Annotated in this window: 18 protein-coding genes; 11 read left to right on the plus strand and 7 right to left on the minus strand. The window is 74.0% G+C overall.

Translation table 11 applies throughout. From position 1 onward, the window contains the following. Window positions 1–4: 4 nt before the first annotated feature. On the minus strand, window positions 5–220 hold the full coding sequence (locus tag BM142_RS14290; RefSeq protein ID WP_092199960.1) for a hypothetical protein: 216 nt from the start codon (window positions 218–220) through the stop codon (window positions 5–7). 25 nt (window positions 221–245) lie between these two features. After that, window positions 246–770, minus strand: a complete 525-nt coding sequence (locus tag BM142_RS14295; RefSeq protein WP_092199963.1) for a GNAT family N-acetyltransferase — start codon at window positions 768–770, stop codon at window positions 246–248. Between the two features lie 94 nt (window positions 771–864). On the opposite strand from BM142_RS14295, the gene BM142_RS14300 reads away from it, so the two are divergent. Next, window positions 865–1,140: an ArsR/SmtB family transcription factor gene (locus tag BM142_RS14300; protein WP_092199965.1), complete on the plus strand. Its 276-nt coding sequence runs from the start codon at window positions 865–867 to the stop codon at window positions 1,138–1,140. Window positions 1,141–1,151: 11 nt separating this feature from the next. Then, window positions 1,152–1,550: a VOC family protein gene (locus BM142_RS14305; RefSeq protein WP_092199968.1), complete on the plus strand. Its 399-nt coding sequence runs from the start codon at window positions 1,152–1,154 to the stop codon at window positions 1,548–1,550. A gap of 9 nt (window positions 1,551–1,559) precedes the next feature. Here the strand turns inward: BM142_RS14305 and BM142_RS14310 are convergent, their stop codons facing one another. Next, on the minus strand, window positions 1,560–2,060 hold the full coding sequence (locus tag BM142_RS14310) for a GbsR/MarR family transcriptional regulator (protein ID WP_217640721.1): 501 nt from the start codon (window positions 2,058–2,060) through the stop codon (window positions 1,560–1,562). Between the two features lie 75 nt (window positions 2,061–2,135). Between BM142_RS14310 and BM142_RS14315 the strand changes: the two genes are divergently transcribed. Together BM142_RS14315 and BM142_RS14320 are read left to right on the plus strand one after the other, a co-directional pair. Further along, window positions 2,136–3,065 (plus strand): ABC transporter ATP-binding protein, encoded by a 930-nt coding sequence (locus tag BM142_RS14315; protein ID WP_092199971.1) that lies wholly within the window; start codon window positions 2,136–2,138, stop codon window positions 3,063–3,065. Continuing rightward, on the plus strand, window positions 3,062–4,666 hold the full coding sequence (locus BM142_RS14320; RefSeq protein WP_092199974.1) for an ABC transporter permease: 1,605 nt from the start codon (window positions 3,062–3,064) through the stop codon (window positions 4,664–4,666). The genes BM142_RS14315 and BM142_RS14320 overlap by 4 nt, the downstream gene beginning before the upstream one ends. 18 nt (window positions 4,667–4,684) lie before the next feature. Here BM142_RS14320 and BM142_RS14325 read toward each other — a convergent pair whose 3' ends face one another. Continuing rightward, entirely contained in the window at window positions 4,685–6,136 is a 1,452-nt protein-coding gene (locus tag BM142_RS14325; RefSeq protein ID WP_254790947.1) for an LCP family protein, read from the minus strand. A 338-nt stretch (window positions 6,137–6,474) separates the two neighbouring features. On the opposite strand from BM142_RS14325, the gene BM142_RS14330 reads away from it, so the two are divergent. From BM142_RS14330 to BM142_RS14345, 4 genes are all read left to right on the plus strand, one after another. After that, a complete protein-coding gene (locus BM142_RS14330; RefSeq protein ID WP_092199980.1) occupies window positions 6,475–7,425 on the plus strand; it encodes an acyl-ACP desaturase in 951 nt (316 codons plus the stop codon). A gap of 219 nt (window positions 7,426–7,644) precedes the next feature. Then, on the plus strand, window positions 7,645–8,457 hold the full coding sequence (locus BM142_RS14335; protein ID WP_092199983.1) for an exodeoxyribonuclease III: 813 nt from the start codon (window positions 7,645–7,647) through the stop codon (window positions 8,455–8,457). After that, window positions 8,451–9,197: a peroxide stress protein YaaA gene (gene yaaA, locus BM142_RS14340; protein WP_092199985.1), complete on the plus strand. Its 747-nt coding sequence runs from the start codon at window positions 8,451–8,453 to the stop codon at window positions 9,195–9,197. Before BM142_RS14335 ends, yaaA begins: the two co-directional genes overlap by 7 nt. Window positions 9,198–9,348: 151 nt before the next feature. After that, window positions 9,349–11,934: a SpoIIE family protein phosphatase gene (locus BM142_RS14345; RefSeq protein WP_092199988.1), complete on the plus strand. Its 2,586-nt coding sequence runs from the start codon at window positions 9,349–9,351 to the stop codon at window positions 11,932–11,934. 21 nt (window positions 11,935–11,955) lie between these two features. Here the strand turns inward: BM142_RS14345 and BM142_RS14350 are convergent, their stop codons facing one another. Beyond that, window positions 11,956–13,635 (minus strand): DEAD/DEAH box helicase, encoded by a 1,680-nt coding sequence (locus tag BM142_RS14350; protein WP_092199990.1) that lies wholly within the window; start codon window positions 13,633–13,635, stop codon window positions 11,956–11,958. A gap of 108 nt (window positions 13,636–13,743) precedes the next feature. On the opposite strand from BM142_RS14350, the gene BM142_RS14355 reads away from it, so the two are divergent. Together BM142_RS14355 and BM142_RS14360 are read left to right on the plus strand one after the other, a co-directional pair. After that, on the plus strand, window positions 13,744–14,115 hold the full coding sequence (locus BM142_RS14355; RefSeq protein WP_092199993.1) for a VOC family protein: 372 nt from the start codon (window positions 13,744–13,746) through the stop codon (window positions 14,113–14,115). 41 nt (window positions 14,116–14,156) lie between these two features. Then, window positions 14,157–15,569: an amidase gene (locus BM142_RS14360; RefSeq protein WP_092199996.1), complete on the plus strand. Its 1,413-nt coding sequence runs from the start codon at window positions 14,157–14,159 to the stop codon at window positions 15,567–15,569. A gap of 331 nt (window positions 15,570–15,900) precedes the next feature. Here BM142_RS14360 and BM142_RS14365 read toward each other — a convergent pair whose 3' ends face one another. Both BM142_RS14365 and BM142_RS14370 read right to left on the minus strand, forming a co-directional pair. Further along, a complete protein-coding gene (locus tag BM142_RS14365; protein ID WP_092199999.1) occupies window positions 15,901–17,274 on the minus strand; it encodes a glucose-6-phosphate dehydrogenase in 1,374 nt (457 codons plus the stop codon). Further along, window positions 17,271–19,115: a glycoside hydrolase family 15 protein gene (locus tag BM142_RS14370; RefSeq protein WP_092200003.1), complete on the minus strand. Its 1,845-nt coding sequence runs from the start codon at window positions 19,113–19,115 to the stop codon at window positions 17,271–17,273. Before BM142_RS14370 ends, BM142_RS14365 begins: the two co-directional genes overlap by 4 nt. A 226-nt stretch (window positions 19,116–19,341) precedes the next feature. Here BM142_RS14370 and BM142_RS14375 point away from each other — a divergent pair. Further along, a partial coding sequence (locus BM142_RS14375; protein WP_175527272.1) for a transposase occupies window positions 19,342–19,574 on the plus strand: 233 nt, incomplete at its 3' end.

Raw genomic sequence — 19,574 nt, forward strand, 5'->3', positions numbered from 1 at the left:
CGGGTCAGGCCGTGCCCGAGCGCCGGACCAGGAAGGCCCCCACGCCGGCGAGCACGAGGCCCAGCACCAGCTGGGCCACCCCGACGGCGACGGAGCCGCTGGCGAACCACGTGGGCGAGGACACGAGCAGGACGAGCGCGATCCCGAGGACGAGCAGGCCCACCAGGCGCTCGCGGCGGGCGTTGCGCGACACGGGGGCGCCAGGGGCCGGATCGGTCATCCCCCCAGCCTGCCAAACGCGGTGATCACAGCGGGCACGCCATGACGATCTCGTCCCGGTCGTCGCCGGGCGCGACCCGGATCGCGCCGGGCAGCCGGCCCACCTCCGCGTAGCCCAGCCCGCGGTAGAACGCGTCGACGCCGGTGCCACCGCGGGCGGTCAGGTGCAGGAACTCCCACCCCCGGTCGCGGGCGATCCGGTGCACGCCGTCCATCAGCACCCGGCCCAGCCCCCGGCCCTGCAGGGTCGGGTGCACCTGCACCCGCAGCACCGTCCCCCAGTGCCGGCGCAGCGGGCTCAGCGATCCGACGACGCTGGCGAACCCCGCCGTCGCGCCTTCCACGGTGAGCAGGGCGAGCACGTCCCGGCCGGAGGAGACACCCTCCAGCAGCCTGTCGAGCAGGGGGACGACGTCGTCCTCGGTGACCGGCGGCACGAAGCCGACCGCCCCGCCGGCGTTCGTGACGTCGGTCCAGCAGGTCAGCAGCTCCTGGCGCAGGACGGCGTCGACCTCGGACACGGCACGGACCTCGGCACTCACGCCGCCCATCCTCCCGCGAGGCGTCCGCACCCCGCGCACGACCTCCCGGGCCCGGGGCCTCAGGGTCTTGTCATGCAAGCAGAGACTTGCCTATGGTGACGTCGTGGGCGATGTGTTCAAGGCCCTCGCGGACCCGACCCGGCGAGCGATCCTCGACGAACTCCAGGAGCGGAACGGCCAGACCCTGTTCGAGGTGTGCACCAGGCTGATCAGCAGGCACGGCCTGACCTCGTCCCGGCAGGCGGTCTCCCAGCACCTGGACGTCCTCGAGGCCGCAGGGCTGGTGCGGACCCGCCGCGAGGGTCGCTACAAGTTCCACGACCTGGACACCTCGCCACTGCGGGCCATCACCGACCGATGGCAGCTGCCCACCGACTGAGGAGAACTGTCATGCGGATCAACCTGGCCAGCATCCACGTCGACGACCAGCAGAAGGCGCTGCGCTTCTACACCGAGGTGCTCGGCTTCCGGAAGAAGACAGACATCCCGATGGGTGAGCACAGCTGGCTGACCGTCGTCTCCCCCGAGGAGCCCGAGGGCGTGGAGCTCGTCCTCGAGCCCAGCGACCACCCGGCCGTGCGGCCGTACAAGGAGGCACTGGTGGCCGACGGCATCCCGTTCACCTCCTTCGCCGTCGCCGACGTGCAGGCGGAGTTCGACCGGCTCACGAAGCTGGGCGTCACCTTCACCCAGGAGCCGGCGTCGATGGGACTGGTGACCACCGCCGTCCTCGACGACACCTGCGGGAACCTCATCCAGCTCGCGGCGATGAACGACGCCGTGGCCTGACCGGCCGGGTCAGCCCGCGGCTGCCCGCCGGGTCCGCTCCTCGGGCCAGCGGGCGACGGCGTCGGCGAGCACCTCGTGCAGGAAGGCGAGGAACTCCCGGGTCTCGGCCAGCCGCCGCCCACCGGGACGATCGGCGCCGAGGATGTCGACCCCGGCCGCCACGACGTCCTCGAACCGCTGGAGCGCCGCGAGCTCCGCGCCGGTGAAACGGACCCAGAGGTTCCCGTCGTCGAGGACGTAGAGGTCGCTGCGCGTCCCGGGCTCGCGCTCCCGGACGAGGAGGCCGATCTGCACCAGCTGGCGCACGGCCCCGCTGATCGCCGCCGGGCTCACCTGCAACCCCTCGGCGAGCTCGGCGGCGGTGTACCGGTCGGCGTCGTCGGCCAGGGCGTAGGCGAACACCCGCGCCGGCATGGGGGCCATCCCGGACTCGCGCAGGACCAGGGCGAACCGCTCGACGAAGCGGAGCAGCGTCGCGCGCTCCTCCTGCGTCAGGTCCACGCTGGTCACGCCGCCAGGATACCGGAGGCATCGCTGATGCAATGACGTTCACAACTTTGTGAAAGAAGTGTAGGTTCAGCCGACGTGACCACAGCCATCTCCGTCTCCGGCCTGGTGAAGACCTTCGGCGCCACCCGCGCCCTGGACGGCCTCGACCTCGAGGTCGCCACGGGTGAGGTGCACGGGTTCCTGGGCCCGAACGGCTCCGGGAAGTCCACGACCATCCGCGTGCTGCTGGGCCTGCTGCGCCCCGACGGCGGCCGGAGCGAGCTGCTCGGCGGCGATCCCTGGCGCGACGCCGTCGCGCTGCACCGCCGGCTCGCCTACGTGCCGGGCGACGTGACCCTGTGGCCGAGCATCAGCGGCGGCGAGGCCATCGACCTGATCGGCGCGCTGCGCGGTGGTCTCGACCCGCGGCGCCGCGCCGAACTGCTCGAACGCTTCGACCTCGACCCGCGGAAGAAGGCGCGCACCTACTCCAAGGGCAACCGGCAGAAGGTCGCCCTCGTGGCGGCGCTGGCCTCCGACGCCGAGCTCCTCGTCCTCGACGAGCCCACCTCGGGGCTGGACCCGCTCATGGAGGCGGTGTTCCAGGAGTGCATCCGCGAGGTGCGCGCCGAGGGCCGCACGGTGCTCCTGTCCAGCCACATCCTCGCCGAGGCCGAGGCCCTCTGCGACCGGGTGAGCATCATCCGGCTCGGCCGCACCGTGCAGAGCGGCACCCTGGCCGAGCTGCGCCACCTCACCCGGATGTCCATGGTCGTGGAGACCGAGCGCCCGGCCGACGGCGTCGGCGCGCTCCCGGGGGTGCACGACCTGCGGCACGACGACGGCCGGGTGTCCTTCGACGTCGACACCGACGCGCTGGACGGCGTGCTCCGGCACCTCGCCGGCCTGGGGGTGCGCGGCCTGACGAGCACCCCACCGACGCTGGAGGAGCTGTTCCTGCGCCACTACGGCGACGAGCTCGCCGAGGACGGCGTGCCGGTCGCGCAGGAGGCGGGGCGGCCATGAGCAGCGGGTCGGGCACGCTGACCGGGACCGGCCGGCTCTTCCGCTTCGCCCTGCGGCGGGACCGGCTACGGCTGCCGGTCTGGATCGCCGTCGGCACCTTCATGGTCGTCACGCAGTCGGTCTCCAGCCAGGCCCTCTACGACACCGCCGCCGACCTGGCCGCCTACCGGGCGTCGGTCGGCAGCAACGCGGCGACCATCGCGCTGGCCGGCCCCCCGGTCGGGCTGGACACCGTGGCCGGTGCCGTGGCCTTCGAGATCTCCGCGACCGTCATGCTGATCGCCGCGCTCATGGCGATGTTCACCGTCACCCGGCACACCCGCGCGGACGAGGAGGCCGGCCGCACGGAACTGCTGCGCTCGGCGCGCGTCGGCCGGCACGCGCCCCTGCTGGCCGCCGTCCTCCTCGCGGCGCTGGCATGCGTCGTCCTGGCGCTGACCATCGGTGTGGCCACGACGGCGTCGGGGCTGCCGGCCCCGGGGTCCTTCGTGCTGGGCGCCTCGGTGGCCGCGTGCGGTCTGGTGTTCACCGGGGTCACCGCCGTCGCCGTGCAGGCCACCGGCCACACCCGCGGGGTCTACGGCCTGGTCGGGGGCCTGTTCGCGGTCGCGTTCGTACTGCGGGCCATCGGCGACATCGAGGGCAACTGGGTGGTGTGGACCTCGCCGGTCGGGTGGGCGCAGGCCACGCACCCCTTCAGCGACGACGCCGTCGCCCCGCTGCTGCTGTGCCTCGTCGTGGCCGCGGGCCTCGTCGTCGCTGGCTTCGCGCTGCTCGATCGCCGGGACCTGGGCTCGGGGCTCGTCCAGCCGCGCCCCGGGCGGCCCACCGCCCGGCGGGGCCTGCTCTCCCCGCTCGGGCTGGCCGTCCGGCTGCACCGCGGAGCGCTGATCGCGTGGACGGCGGGGCTGGCGCTGCTGGGGGTGGTGTACGGCGCGCTGGCCGAGTCCGTCGAGACGCTCATCGGCGAGAACGAGCAGGCGCTGGCCATGTTCGGGAACCCGGACGTCGACCAGCTCGTCGACGCCTACCTCGGCACGACGTTCGCCATCACCGCGCTGCTCGCCTCGGCCTACGCGGTGTCGGCCGTGCTCCGGGCCAGGGCCGAGGAGTCGGGCGACCGGGCCGAGGTGCTGCTCGCCACCGGCACCAGCCGGGCCGCCTGGCTGGGCAGCCACGTCGCCGTCGCCCTGGCGGGCTCGGCGCTGGCGATCACCGCATCCGGGCTGACCACCGGGCTGGTGCGCGTCGCGCAGACCGGGGAGGCAGCCGCTCTCGGCCGGATGGTCGGGGCCGCGGTGTCCTACGTGCCGGCCATCTGGGTCGTGGCCGGGGTGGCCGTCGCCCTGTTCGGCCTGCTCCCCCGTCTGGCGACGACGGTGGCGTGGACGGCGGTGGGCCTGTTCCTGCTGATCACGATGTTCGCCGAGTCGTTCGACTGGCCGGGTTGGGTCGGCGACCTCTCCCCGATCAACTGGATCCCCACGCTGCCGCTCGAGGAGTGGACACTCGCCCCCCTCGTGGGGCTGGCCGCCGTCGCCGTGGCCCTCCTGGCCGCCGGCTTCGGCGGCTTCCGGCGACGCGACATCGCCCTGGGCTGACCGTCGCGGGTCGCGCCGTCAGTCGTCGCGGGTCGGCGGCTGACCCTCCGCCCGGGCGGCCGCGGCCTGCTGCGGGTCGTACGCGCAGGCGTCCCCGAGGTCGGCCACCGGGTCGTCGGCCGTCGGCTCCTCGGTTCCCGGCCCGTCGGCCGGCCCGGCCGGCTCGCTCGGGAGCGCCGGCTCCTCCGCGGGGTCGGCCGGCGGCGTCGCGCCACCGGGCGGCGGAGCGGGGGCGATCGCCTCGTCGACGATCTCCCGGATCCGGTCGTAGTCCGGATAGGCGGGGTCGATGACGGAAGGATCGAAGACGACGCTGGTGATCGAGGCGTCCTGGACGAGCAAGGCCAGGTCGACGAAGTCGTCGAGCGCCGACCTCGGGATGTCGGTGCTGATGATGTCCTGCGTCGTGGCGGCGAGCCGCTGGTACTGCCGGAGCAGGGTCATCGGGTCGGCGGCGTCGATGATCGCCTGGATGGTGCACCGCTGGCGCGCCATCCGGTCGTAGTCGGACATGCCGAACCGGCCACGGGCGAAGTCGAGCGCCCGGGCGCCGTCCAGATGCTGGTCCGGCCCCGGGGCGATGTAGGCGTCGGGGAAGATGCCCAGGCTCGGCTCGCCGCCGATGGGCACGTAGTAGTTGACGTTCACCGTGATGCCGCCGAGGGCGTCGATCAGCCGGCTGAAGCCCTCGAGGTTGACCAGGACGTAGTAGTCGATGGAGAGGCCGAGCGCCTCGCCGACGCCGAGCTTGAGGAAGTCGGCGCCGGGGTCGTCGGTCGGGCCCAGGATGCCGGGGTACCACTCCGGCCCGGTGCGGTAGACGGCGTTGAGCAGGCTGTCGGACTCGTTCGCGCCCTCGAACCCGTCGGGGTAGACGTCCGCCAGGGGGCTGTCCTCCGGGAAGGGCAGGTCCTGGAGGTTGCGGGGCAGGCTGAACAGCACCGTGTCCCCGGTGTCGGTGTCGATGCTGGCCACGATGACGGTGTCGGTGCGGACGCCCTCGCGCCCCACCCCACCGTCGCCGCCGAGCAGCAGGACGTTGACCCGTTCCTTGTCGCCGAAGGGATCCGGGGTCTCCTCGACCGTGGCGGAGTCGCCGTCGTCGAACACGCCCGCGATGAGGTCCCGCTGGGTGAGGGCGAGCTGACCCGCCCAGACCGCGGGCACCGCGACCGCCGCGACGAGCACGGTGGCCACCAGCGCGCCGAGCGCGCGGCGTCGCCGGGAGAAGAGCAGCACGACCCCCGCGACCACCACCGCGGCCCAGAGCAGGGCGATGAGGCCCACGCCCGCCACGATCCACAGCAGTTGGTCGGTGTCGACGGCCGCCTGCAACGCCGTCCGCCGGCCCCCGGTCGCCAGCCACACCGCACCGCCCGCGAGGGCCAGCAGGACCACGAGGGTGACCGCGCCGAGGACCCGGCGGCCCGCGGCGAGGAACGCCGTGCCGGGCAGGATCGCGTTCAGCACGGACAGGCCGATGGCGGAGCCCGTGCTCCGCTCGCGACGGTCCGCGGCGGCTGGGGTCCGGCGCGCTCCGGACCCCTGTCGTGGGACGTCCGGAGGGGAGCCGGGACCGCCGCTCATGCGTCGCCCCCGCTCCTGCGCTGCCCGGCCATGCCCCCATGATCGCACCGCCGGCAGATCGGAGCGTCCCGTGGACGGGCGAGGGCGGCCGCGACGGCGCACCGGCCGATGGTCCGACGACGGGTAGCCCGGGGCCGGGCGGGGCACTCCTCGCAGAGCACGACCGAAGGTTCCGCGGCGTAGGTTACGTCTGCGTAGGTCGAGTCGACCCGGAGGTCCCGATGCCCCAGACACCCCCGCAGGCAGCCGTGCTGACCGAGCTCGAGCCCGTGGTCGCGGAGAACCTCGACCGCCACATCAGGATGGCCAAGGAGTGGCATCCGCACGACTACGTGCCGTGGGACGAGGGCCGGAACTTCGCCTTCCTCGGCGGTGAGGACTGGTCGCCCGAGCAGAGCCGGCTGGACGAGACCGCCAAGGCCGCGATGTTCGTGAACCTGCTCACCGAGGACAACCTGCCGAGCTACCACCGCGAGATCGCCACCCGCTTCGGGCGGGACGGCGCCTGGGGCCAGTGGGTGGGCCGCTGGACGGCGGAGGAGGGGCGGCACGGCGTCGCGCTGCGCGACTACCTCGTGGTCACCCGCGGCGTCGACCCGGTCGAGCTGGAGCGGGCGCGGATGGACTACATGACCACCGGCTACGACTCCGGGGACAAGACGCCGCTGGAGGCCGTCGCCTACGTCTCCTTCCAGGAGCTGGCCACCCGCGTCTCGCACCGCAACACCGGGCGGGCCACCGGGGACCCGGTCGCGGACAAGCTGCTGGCCCGCATCGCCACCGACGAGAACCTGCACATGATCTTCTACCGGAACCTCGTCACCGCGGCGTTCGACATCGACCCGGACGAGATGATGAAGGCCGTCGCCACCGAGGTGATGAACTTCGAGATGCCCGGCGCGAACATGGCGAACTTCCGGAAGAACTCGACCATCATCGCCAAGGCCGGCATCTACGACCTGCGCCTGCACCACGACGAGGTGGTCGCCCCGATCCTGCGGACCTGGAAGGTCTTCGAACGCAGCGACCTCGGTCCCGAGGGGGAGCAGGCCCGCGAGCAGCTGGCCACCTTCCTGGCCGGCCTCGACGCCCAGGCGACCAAGTTCGTCGAGAGCCGCGAGCGGTTGCGCGCCCGCATGGCCGCCAAGGGGGAGACCCCCGTCCAGGTGTGAGAGTCCGAGCGGGGGCCCGGAGGGTTCCCCGAGGACTGTCACGTCTCGAGCGACGAGCGGGGGCCCGCAGGGCTCCCCGAGAAGCGAAGGTCCGCCGGGGCTCGTCGCAGAGCGAGAGGCACGTGGCCGCGGTATCGGCCGGCTGCGTCGAGCGTGTCCGTCGCGCCTGCCCGGAGACCCTGCGGGCCTCCACTCGGCACGACAGGACACCATGACCTCATGCGCCTGGCGACCTGGAACGTGAACTCGATCCGCTCCCGCGCCGACCGGGTGGCCGCCTTCCTGGATCGTTCCGACGTCGACGTGCTGGCGCTGCAGGAGACCAAGTGCCGGGACGACCAGTTCCCGGAGATGGTCTTCAGCGCGCTGGGCTACGAGGTCGCGCACGTGGGTCACTCGCAGTGGAACGGGGTCGCGATCCTGTCCCGCGTCGGCATCGACGACGTCGAGGTCGGTTTCCCCGGCATGCCGTCCTGGTCGGCGAAGGACGGCGTCGCGCCCGCTCCCGAGGCACGCGCCCTCGGCGCCACCTGCGGCGGTGTGCGGGTGTGGAGCCTGTACGTGCCCAACGGCCGGACGCTGGCCGACCCGCACCTGCAGTACAAGCTGGACTGGCTCGCGGCCCTGCGGACCGCGGGGGCCGGCTGGCTGGCCGACGCCCCCGACATCCCGGTCGCGCTCGTCGGTGACTGGAACATCGCCCCCGAGGACGACGACGTCTGGGACATGGCCGTGTTCGCGCACTCGACGCACGTGTCGCCACCCGAGCGGGCGGCGTTCCGTGCGGTCGTCGACGCCGGGTACACCGACGTGGTCCGCCCGTACACCCCGGGGCCGGGCGTCTACACCTACTGGGACTACACGCAGCTGCGCTTCCCGCGACGCGAGGGCATGCGGATCGATTTCGTGCTGGGCAACCCCGCGCTGGCCGCCCGGGTGACCGGCGCCCGCATCGACCGCGAGGAGCGCAAGGGCAAGGGCGCCAGCGACCACGCCCCGGTGGTCGTCGACCTCGCGGACCTGCCGTGCTGATCCTGCTTCCCCCCTCGGAGACCAAGGCGCCGGGCGGCGACGGCCCGCCGCTCGATCTGGGCGTGCTGACCGCGCCCGAGCTCACCGAGGTGCGGACCGAGGTCGTCGAGGCGGTGGGAAAGCTCGCCGGTGACGTCCCTGCCTCCCGCGCCGCCCTCGGCCTCTCCCCGCGGCAGGACGCCGAGATCGCCCGCAACGCCGAGCTGTGGACCGGCCCCACCCGGCCGGCGCTGGAGCGCTACACCGGGGTCCTCTACGAAGCCCTGGACGTCGGCTCGATGACCCGCGCCCAGCGCGCCCGGGCCGGACGCCGGCTGGCCGTCGGTTCGGCCCTGTTCGGGCTGGTCGCAGGGGACGACCCCATCCCGGCCTACCGGCTCTCCGCCGGGTCGGCCCTCCCGGGCCTGCCGACCCTGCGCACGCTGTGGCGGCCGGCGCTCGCCCCCGTCCTGGCCGCCGTCGAGGACCTGGTCGTCGATCTGCGCAGCGGCTCCTACGCCGCGCTCGCCCCCGCACCGGGTGCGGTGACCCTCGACGTGCTCAGCGAACGCCCGGACGGCAGCCGCTCGGTGGTCAGCCACTTCAACAAGGCGCACAAGGGCCGGGTCGCCCGGCTGCTCGCCTCGTCCACCGCGGAGCCGGGTGACGTGGTGGGCCTGCGGAGGCTGCTGAGGCGGGCGGGGTTGCACGTGGAACATGACGGCGGGCCGGCCCTGACGCTCGTCGTCCCTGCTCCCTGACGCCGTCCGGCCACGTCCGGGCCGTGACCTTCCCCGCGGTTGGTTGCGTCCAACGGATCCGGCGTGCAATAACTGTGCCGACAGGGGTGCGGGTCCAACCACCGGCCGGTACTTCTCGCACACCTCGGTTGCGCCGGGGCGGAAGGGCGATGTGGACCGAACGGCAGACCGGACGCTCGCCGGGTACCCGGAATCCGGCGCGCGGGCGGCCGCGGAGCTGCGCCGCGATCCCGCCCGGTCGGACGAGGCGCGGCGGCTGCGGCCCGCGACCCGTGGGAGCAACGCCCTGGACCGGCTGTCCGAGCTCGCCGGCCGGCTGCTCGGGACGCCCGGCACCCAGATCTCGCTGCTGACCGACGTCCAGCTGGTCGCCGCCGGTGCGGGTCTGCCCGCCGGTGTCGTGGGCAGCGAGGGCCCTCTCGAGGAGTCGCTCTGCACGGTGACGGCGGCGGGCACCGGCCCGCTCGTCGTCGCCGATGCGCGGACCGACGACCGGGTGCGCGAGCTGCCGCCGGTGACCTCCGGTCAGGTCGGCGCGTACCTCGGCACCCCGCTGACCACGTCGGGGGGCCTCCCCATCGGGGCGCTCTGCGTGTTCGGCCCGGACCCCCGCGCGTGGTCGGAGTCCGACATCGCCACCCTGCGCCAGCTGGCCGATTCGGCCGTCACCGAGCTGGAGCTCTCCGCTCTCGTCCAGCAGTACGAGAACGACCGGCTGCGCTGGGGACTGGCGATCGACGCGGCCGGCATCGGCACGTTCGACTGGGACCTGACCAGCGGGCGGCTGTCCTGGGACGACCAGCTGATCACCATGTTCGGGTACGACACCGCGACGTTCGAGCAGACCATCGAGGCGTTCAACGCGCGGCTGCACCCCGACGACCTCGAGCGGGTCACCGAGGCCCTCCAGCAGTGCATCGCGACCGTCGGCGAGTACGACGCCGAGTACCGGGTGGTCCGCCCCGACGGCGAGACCCGCTGGGTGCACGCCCGCGGGCGGGCCCTCGCGGGTGCCACCGGCGCGGCGGTGCGCGTCCTGGGCGCCGCCTACGACACCACCGGCGCCCGCGAGGGGGCCGCCCTGGTCACCCGCGTGCTCGAGGCCATGCCCGCGGGCTTCTACAGCCTCGACCGCGAGTGGCGGTTCACCCACGTCAACGCGGAGGGTGAGCGGCTGCTGGCCAGCACCCGGGACGACCTGCTCGGCCGGGTCATCTGGGAGGCCTTCCCCGCGGCGGTCAACAGCGTCTTCGAGGACAGCTACCGCAACGCCGTCCGCACCGGGGAGCCGGTGTCGTTCGACGCGTACTACCCCGCCCCGCTCGACGGCTGGTACGAGCTGCGCGCCTGGCCGACACCGGACGGCCTCTCCGTGTACTTCCTCGAGGTCACCGAGCGGCGGCGGATGCAGGACCGGGCAGAGCGCTCGGCACGCCGGCTCGCACTCCTGGCCCAGGTCAGCACCGAGCTCGCCGGCACCCTGGACGCGCCGGCCACCGTCGGCCACCTCCCCCGGGTCGTCGTCCCGGCCCTGGCCGACTTCTGCATCGTCACCCTCGTCGACCCCGACGGCAGGCCCCGCGACGTCGCGTCGTGGCACACCGACCCGGCGTCGCGCCCGGTGCTGGAGCGGTACGCCGCGGTGCGGCTGGACGCGATGCCGACCGTGTCCCCGGTCGCCCGGGTGCTGGTCAGCGGGGAGTCGATCCGGGAGCGCAGCGAGACCGTGCGGGACATGCTCCCCTCCGGCGAGGCCCAGGACCTGGTGCGGCTGCTCGATCCGCACAGCGCCGTGGTGCTCCCGATGCGCGGCCGCGGACGCATCCTGGGCCTGCTGACCCTCTACTTCCGGCCCGGGACGGCGGTCGCCGAGGAGGACCTGGCCACCGCCCAGGACGTCGCCGACCGCGCCGGCCTGGCCCTGGACAACGCCCGGCTCTACACCGCACAGCAGCAGCTGGCCGAGGGGCTGCAGCGCAGCCTGCTCACCGAGCCACCGGAGCCCGACCACGCGGAGATCGCCGTCCGGTACCTGCCCGCGGCCGAGGCCGCCCGCGTCGGCGGGGACTGGTACGACGCCTTCCTGCAGCCCGGCGGCAGCACGATGCTCGTCATCGGCGACGTCGTCGGCCACGACACGGAGGCCGCCGCGGCCATGGGGCAGCTGCGCGGCCTGCTCCGCGGGATCGCGACGTACAGCGACGCCGGCCCGGTGGAGGTGCTCCGCGGGCTGGACGCCTCCATGTCCACGTTGCGCACGAGGACGCTGGCGACCGCGGCGATCGCCCGGTTCGAGCAGACCCCCGACGAGTTGCGCCGGGGCGTCACGCGGATGCGCTGGGCGAACGCCGGCCACCTCCCGCCCCTGGTGGTCAACCCGGACGGGAGCGTGGCCGAGCTCGCCAGCTGGCGCGGCGACCTGCTGCTCGGCGTGGACGCCGAGGCCAACCGGCGGGAGTCGGTGGTCACGCTGGACCGGGGCGCGACCGTGCTGCTCTACACCGACGGCCTCATCGAGCGCCGGGACGCCGACCTGGACGCCGGCCTGGTCCGGCTGCGGGACGCGCTGATCGAGCTGGCCGACCTGCCGCTGCAGGAGATGCTCGACGAGCTGCTCGAGCGCCTCGTGCACGGCCGCCCCGAGGACGACGTCGCGCTGGTCGCCGTCCGGCTGCACCCGCAGGACCGCCCCCGGCCGCCCGAGGCCGGCCCGACCGTGGTCCCGCCGGGCTTCTGACGCCCCCTGACAGGGGTCCTCTCAGGCCTTGTCGCGGCGGACGGTGGCCTTCCGGCCCTTGATCATCGTGGCCTTGAGGGCACCGATCACCTCGTTCGCCGCCGGCTCCGGCACCTCCACCAGCGCGAACCGCTGGTGGATCTCGATGGCGCCGATGTCGCGTCCGGTCAGCCCGGTCTCCCCGGTGATCGCCCCCACGAGGTCGCCCGGCCGGATCCCCGCCTCGCGGCCCAGGCCCACGAACAGCCGCGCCGCCGGGCCACCCGCCGACCGCCGCGGCTTCCCCCCGGCGTCCCGCCCGCTGCCGGCGCGGGGCGCCTTGCCGGAGTCGGGGCGGAAGCCGACCTGCGGGATCTCCTCGTCGTCGTCGGCCGCTCCCCCGGCCTCGTGGGCCAGCTTCACCGCGGCGAGGGCGACCTCCATGAGGTCGAACTCGTCGGCGAGCGTCTCGACGACGACGCGGAAACGGTCCAGGTCGTCGCTCAGCAGGCTCTCCCGCAGCGCACCTCGGGTGAGGTCGAGCTGCCGGGCGCGCAGGTCGGCGACGGTCGGCACGGTCTGCACCGAGATCGGGCTGCCGGCGACCCGCTCGATCGTCTTGAGCATCCGGTGCTCGCGCGGCTCGGCGAGGGTGATCGCCACGCCCTCCCGCCCGGCCCGGCCCACCCGCCCGATGCGGTGCACGTACGACTCCGGCGCCGACGGGACGTCGTAGTTGACGACGTGGGTCAGCTGGTCGATGTCCAGACCCCGCGCGGCGACGTCGGTGGCGACCAGCAGGTCCGCCGTCCCCCCGCGCAGTCGGCCCATCACCCGGTCGCGCTGCTCCTGGCTCATCCCGCCGTGCAGCGCCTCGGCGCGGTAGCCGCGGCCGTTGAGGGTCTCGGTGAGCGAGTCGACCTCCTCGCGGGTGCGGCAGAACACGATCGCCGCCGTCGGCGCCTCGATGTCCAGGATCCGGCCGAGCGCCGCGGGCTTGGCCGCCCGCGGCACGACGTAGGCGGTCTGGCGCACCCGCGGCGCCTCCCCCGCCGCCGCCTTCTCCCGGGCGATGGTGATCCGCACGGGGTCGGACAGGTGCCGCCGGGCCAGGGAGTCCAGCCGCCGGGGCATCGTGGCGGAGAACAGCACGGTCTGCCGCTGCTCCGGCGTCTCGTCGAGGATCGCCTCCAGGTCCTCGGCGAAGCCCATGTCCAGCATCTCGTCGGCCTCGTCGAGGACCACGGTGGCCACCTCGCCCAGCTGCAGGCTCCCGCGGTTGAGCAGGTCCAGCGCCCGTCCCGGCGTCGCGACGACGACGTCGACCCCGTGCTCGAGGCTGCGCAGCTGCCGCACGATCGGCGCGCCGCCGTACACGGGGAGGACGCGGGCACCGAGGTCCTTGCCGTAGCGGTGCAGCGCCTCCGACACCTGGACGGCGAGCTCGCGGGTGGGCACCAGCACGAGCGCGGCCGGCGGCCGGTCCCGGCGGTGCGCGGTCAGGTGCTGCAGCACCGGCAGCGCGAACGCGGCGGTCTTCCCGGTGCCGGTGGCGGCCTGACCCAGCAGGTCCCGGCCGCCGACCAGGGGCGGGATGGCCTCCGCCTGGATCGGTGTGGGCTCCTCGTAGCCCAGCGCGCCCAGCGCCGCCAGCAGCTCCGGGCGCAGCCCCAGGTCCTCGAAGGTCGGGCCGTCCCCGCTGGTGTCTCGTTCGCCGTCCATCGCGCTCCATCGTTCCCCGGACGTCCTCGCCCCGCGCAGGCGGCCCCGTGGACAGACCCCGGTGCGCGGGCACATGCTCCCGCTGACGCGCCGGAGGAGGATGACCGCATGCACCCCACTCGCATCATCGCCGACCTCAGGGTGGCCGACCTCGAGGCGGCAAAGGGCTTCTACACCGGCTTCCTCGGCCTGAGCACCGAGGAGTTCACCCTGGGCTGGATGGCGCGCTACACGTCTCCGGAGACCGGCGCGCACCTCCAGCTCGTGACCCGCGACGCCACGGCGCCCGAGGACCCCGTCATCTCGGTGACGACGGACGACGTCGACGGCGCCCACGCGGAGGCGGTGGAGCTCGGCTACGAGATCGTGCACCCCCTCACCACGGAGCCGTGGGGTGTGCGCCGGTTCTTCGTCCGGGCCCCGGACGGCACGGTGATCAACGTGGTCGGCCACCCGGGCCCGGGAACGGGCAGGTCATGACACGGTGCGGTCCGTCCGGGAGGGCATGACAGGCTCGGCGGGTGAGCGACGACCTGTGCTTCCGACCGGCCACCGAGCTGGCCGCGCTGCTGCGCACCCGCGAGATCTCCGCCCGCGAGCTGCTCGACGCCCACCTGACGCGCATCGAGCGGCTGGACCCGGGCGTGAACGCCGTGGTCACCCTCGACGCCGAGGGTGCGCGCGCCGCGGCCGACGCCGCGGACGCGGCCCTGGCGGCGGGGCGGCCCGTCGGCCCGCTGCACGGCCTGCCGATCGCGCACAAGGACACCCACGCCACCGGCGGCATGCGGACGACGTGGGGCTCACCCCTGCACGCCGACACGGTGCCGGAGCGCGACGAGCTGGTCGTCGCCCGCTCCGTCGCGGCCGGCGCGATCCGCGTCGGGAAGACCAACGTGCCGGAGTTCGCCGCCGGGTCGCACACGTTCAACCCGCTGTTCGGGGCCACGCACAACCCCTACCGGCACGGCCTGTCGGCGGGCGGGTCCTCGGGTGGCGCGGCCGCGGCGCTGGCCGCCGGCTTCGTGCCGCTGGCCGAGGGCAGCGACATGGGCGGGTCGCTGCGCAACCCGGCCGCCTTCTGCAACGTGGTCGGACTGCGGCCGACGCCCGGCCGGGTGCCCACCTGGCCGGCGCCGATGGCCTGGTCGCAGCTGTCGGTGCAGGGCCCCATGGGGCGCACCGTCGCCGACGTGGCGCTGCAGCTGTCCGTGCTCGCCGGGCCCGACCGCCGGGTGCCGATCTCCCTCGCGGACGACCCGGCCGGTTTCGTCGCCCCCCTCCTCGAGCGGCTGGACGGGCTCCGGGTTGCCTGGGCGCCCGACCTGGGCGGCCGGGTGACCGTCGACCCGGCGATCACGGCCGTGCTGGCGCCGTCCGTGGGCGTCCTGGAGTCCCTCGGCGCGACGGTGGAGGAGGCCTGCCCCGATCTCTCCGGCGCGGACGAGGTGTTCGGGACGCTGCGGGCCTGGCTGTTCGACTCGTCGTTCAGCGACCTCGCCGCCCGCCACCCGGACCAGGTCAAGGAGTCGATCCGCTGGAACGCGGCGAAGGGGGCGGCGCTGACCGGCCGCGACCTCGCGCGGACCGAGCAGCTGCACACGACGCTCTACGAGCGGATGGTCACCTTCTTCGAGCGGTACGACGTGCTGCTCGCCCCGACGACGCAGGTCCTGCCGTTCCCCGTGGAGATCGAGTACCCCACCGAGATCGCCGGCGTCCACCAGGACAACTACCTGGAGTGGATGCGCTCCTGCACCGTCATCTCCGCGACCGGCTGCCCGGCGCTGTCGGTGCCGGGCGGGTTCACGGAGGACGGCCTGCCGGTCGGCCTGCAGATCATCGGGGCACCGCGGGCGGACCGGCGCGTGCTGGAGGTGGGGCACGCCTTCGAGCAGGCCACCCGCTTCGGCGAGCGCCGTCCCGCTCTCTGACGTCGCCTACCGCTCTCTAGCGGCCCGGCTAGAGAGCAGTAGGCGAGCCGAGAAGACTGGTGGACAGGCGTGATCCGCAGGGGATGACGTCACGAGCATCGCACCGCCGAGTCATGCGAACTCGTGGCGATCAGCCGCTGATGGCCACGAGTTCGCATGAGTCGAGTTCGCCTCACTCAGGACCGTCGGAGCCAGCCGGGCGCCGCCGCAACGACACTCGACGGTGTCCGCCCTCCTCGTACGGACGCCGCCGCAACGACACTCGACGGCGTCCTCCCTCGCCGTAGCGCGTCCTCCCCCACCGCCCACCGTGCGGGAGGACGCTCGATGATCAGGTTCCCTGATCGTGGCCGGGGAGGGGGCCGTCGGAGCCGGCGGGGTAGTCGCGCAGCGGGGCCTCGCCCGCCGCCCAGGCCGCGAGGATCGGCTCGACGATCCGCCAGGACTCCTCCGCCTCGACGTCGCTGATCGACAGGGCCGCGTCGCCGGCCAGCATCTCGCGCAGCAGCAGCCCGTACGCCGAGAGCCCGGCCGGGGGCAGCGCGATGTCCAGGACCCGCCGCTCCAGGTCGAAGGGGTCGCCGGCGCCGTTGAGGTTGACCTCCAGCGCGATGCCGTCGGGGTCCAGGCGCATGCGCAGCACGTCGGGCTCGGGGTCCTCATCGGTGAACGCCAGGTGCGGCACCGGCCGGAACCGGAGCACGATCTCCCGCCGGTCGGCGCCGAGCGCCTTCCCGCTGCGCAGCCGGAACGGGACCCCCGACCACCGCCAGTTGTCCACGGTCACGGTGAACTCGGCGTAGGTCTCGGTCTCCCGGTCCGGGTCGACCCCGTCCTCGGTGGCGTAGTCCGGCAGGTCGCGGTCGCCGACGCGGCCGGCGGTGTAGCGGCCCCGGACGGTGCCCGTGGCCACGTCGGCGGGCGGCTGGACGGCCCGCAGCACGTCGCCCTTGCGGGCGGCCAGGCCGGCGGCGTCGACGGCCAGCGGCGGCTCCATCGCCACGAGGGCGAGCAGCTGGAGCAGGTGGTTCTGCAGCATGTCGCGCAGCGCACCGGCCGTGTCGTAGTAGCCGGCCCGCCCCTCGAGCCCCAGCGTCTCGTCGAACACGATCTCCACCGACTCGACGTGCGCGGCGTTCCACACCGGTTCGAACAGCCGGTTGGCGAAGCGCAGGCCCAGGACGTTGAGGACGGTCTGCTTGGCCAGGAAGTGGTCGGTGCGGAAGACGGCGTCCTCGGGCGCCATCCCGTGCAGGATGCGGTTCAGCTCGCGCGCGTCCGCCCCGTCGCGGCCGAACGGCTTCTCCACGGCCACGATGCCGCCCTCCGGCAGGCCCACCTCGGCCAGCGCCTCGAGGGTCGGCCGGAAGACGGTGTTCGGCAGCGCCAGGTAGACCACCGGCACGTCCTCGACCCGGTCGAGGGCCCGCCGCAGGTCCCCGGCCACGGTGACGTCGCCGCGGACGTAGCCGAGCCGGCGGACGACCCGCTCCCGGGTCTGCTCGGGGACGTGCGCCGCGTGCGCGTCCAGCCGGCGGCGCGCCCAGTCCCGGTACTCCTCGTCGGTCCAGTCCTCCCGGCTCACCGCGAGGACGTCGACCTCTCCGTCGAGGACACCGGCCTCGAACAGCTCGGCCAGTCCCGGCAGCAGCAGCCGGCCGGTGAGGTCACCGCTCCCCCCGAGGACGACGAACGACCGCGTCATGCCTGCCTCCTCTCCGCCTGGGCCAGGTTCCACCCGCTCGTGACGACCCCCACGTGGCTGAACGCCTGGGGGAAGTTCCCGAGGAAGGCCCCCGTCGCGGGGTCGATCTCCTCGGCCAGCAGCCCCAGCTCGTTGGCCCGCCCGCACAGCGAGTCGTACAGGGCGTGCGCCTCGTCCAGCCGCCCCTGGCCGGTCAGGTTGTCCACCAGCCAGAAGCTGCACAGCAGGAACGCACCCTCACCGCCGGACAGCCCGTCGGGCGACTCGGTGTGCAGGTAGCGGTAGAGCAGCCCGTCGCCGGCGTCGAGGTGCCGGCGCACCGCCTCCGTCGTCGCCACCATGCGCGGGTCGTCGGCCGGGACGATCCGGCGCAGGGGCAGGGTCAGCAGCGCCCCGTCGAGCCCCCCGCCGTTGCGCTCCCCCGCCGGCGCCAGGTGCTCGGTGAACGTGCCGCGCCCGGGGTCCCAGGCCTCCTCCAGGAGGGTGGCCCGGATCCGGTCGGCCGCCTCCCGCCACCGCTGCGCCGGATGCGGGAGTCCCCCCTGCTGGGCGATCCGCAGGGCGCGGTCCACGGCCACGTGGCACAGCGCCACGGAGTAGGTGAAGGGCCGGCCGGCGTCGCGGATCTCCCAGATGCCGTTGTCCGGCGTCCGCCAGTTGGCGATCGCCTGCTCGGTGAGGTCGCAGAGCGCCCGCCAGAGCGGCTCGCCCACCACTCCCCCGGCCCGCACCCACTGGTAGGCGACGTCCAGGAGCTCGCCGTAGACGTCGTGCTGCACCTGCCGCGCGGCCCCGTTCCCCCACCGGACCGGCCCGGAGCCGCGGTACCCGGACAGCGCGAGGTCCTGCCACTCCATCCCCGGACGGCGCCCGTCCAGCGTGTAGACGATGCTGGTCCGCTCGTCCCGCTCGACGTTGCGCAGCGTCCAGGCCAGGAACGAGTCGGCCTCCTCCCGCATCCCGATCCGGCGCAGCGCGTAGGTGGTGAACGCGGCGTCCCGGACCCAGGTGTAGCGGTAGTCCCAGTTGCGCTCGCCGCCGATGCCCTCCGGCAGCGACGAGGTGGCCGCGGCCATCACCGCGCCGGTCGAGGCGTGGTCCAGGAGCTTCAGCGTCAGCGCCGAGCGGCGGACGAGCTCCCGCTGCGGACCGGCGTAGTCGATGTTCCCGGCCCAGGCCCGCCAGGCTGCGGCCGTCTGGTCGATCAGCCGCTCGGGAGCGGTGCGGGCCCGGGTGTGGGTCTGACCCGACCACTGCAGGGTGAGGGTCAGGTGCTCGCCCTCGCGCAGCCGGACCCTGGTCCGGAGCGAGCCGTCGCGGCCCACCTCGAGGTCGTAGGAGCACCACAGGTAGAGCTCCAGCTCGGGGTCGGCGGGCCAGCGCAGCCGCCAGGCGCCCAGTTCCGGCCGCACCTGCACGCCGTCCCACGGGATCAGCCGGACGTCGACCTCGACGCTGCCGGACACCGCGCGCGCGACCCGCAGCAGCTCGCCGCGGCCGGAGGGCACCTGCTCCCCCAGGTCCGCCCCCGACCGCAGGGTCATGCAGTCGGTCAGCTCCAGGCGGCCGTCGGGCCCCTGCAGGTCGGTGACGAGGACGCCGGTGTCCTCCAGGTAGTGCTGCGCCGCGGCCTGCAGGCCCACCGGCGTGACGTCGAGGCTGCCGCCGCGTTCGGCGTCGAGCAGGCCGGCCACGAACGGGCGGCTGTCGAAGTCGGGCAGGCACAGCCAGGGGATCGTCCCGTCCCGGCCGACCAGGGCGCAGGTCGCGCCGTCGCCGATCAGCCCGTGGTCCTCGATGGGCAGGTATCCGTCGGTTCGGACGAGCGGGCGCAGCGGCAAGAGAGATCCTCGGCTGGACGACAGGGGACCGTTGCGCCATGCCCCCGTCCGGGCCGGAGAACCCCCTCAGGCATGACGGTCCGATGAACGTGCACGTCGCCGGGGGGAGTGGCGTCCACCAGAGTGGTGTTTGACCGGCCCGGTGAGGGGCGTTGACGTAGACGTGTAGGCGGCCACCGCGTGATCTTCTTGGAGACCTTCCACAGTCCTTCAGGAGAGCCACGCGATGACCGCTCCGAGCAGTATCGACCCTGCCCACTTCCTGCACGAGCAGCTGGCCCAGGCCTCACCGGACCTGCTGCGCCAGATGCTCACGACCTTCATCGACACGCTGATGAGTGCCGAGGCTGACGCGGTCTGCGGCGCCGATTACGGGGCCCGCAGCAGCGAGCGGATCAACGTCCGCAACGGCTACCGGCCCCGGGAGTTCGACACCCGCGCGGGCACCCTGGAGGTGGC

This window comes from Blastococcus tunisiensis, from assembly GCF_900112815.1.
In the GTDB taxonomy this organism is placed as follows: domain Bacteria; phylum Actinomycetota; class Actinomycetes; order Mycobacteriales; family Geodermatophilaceae; genus Blastococcus_B; species Blastococcus_B tunisiensis.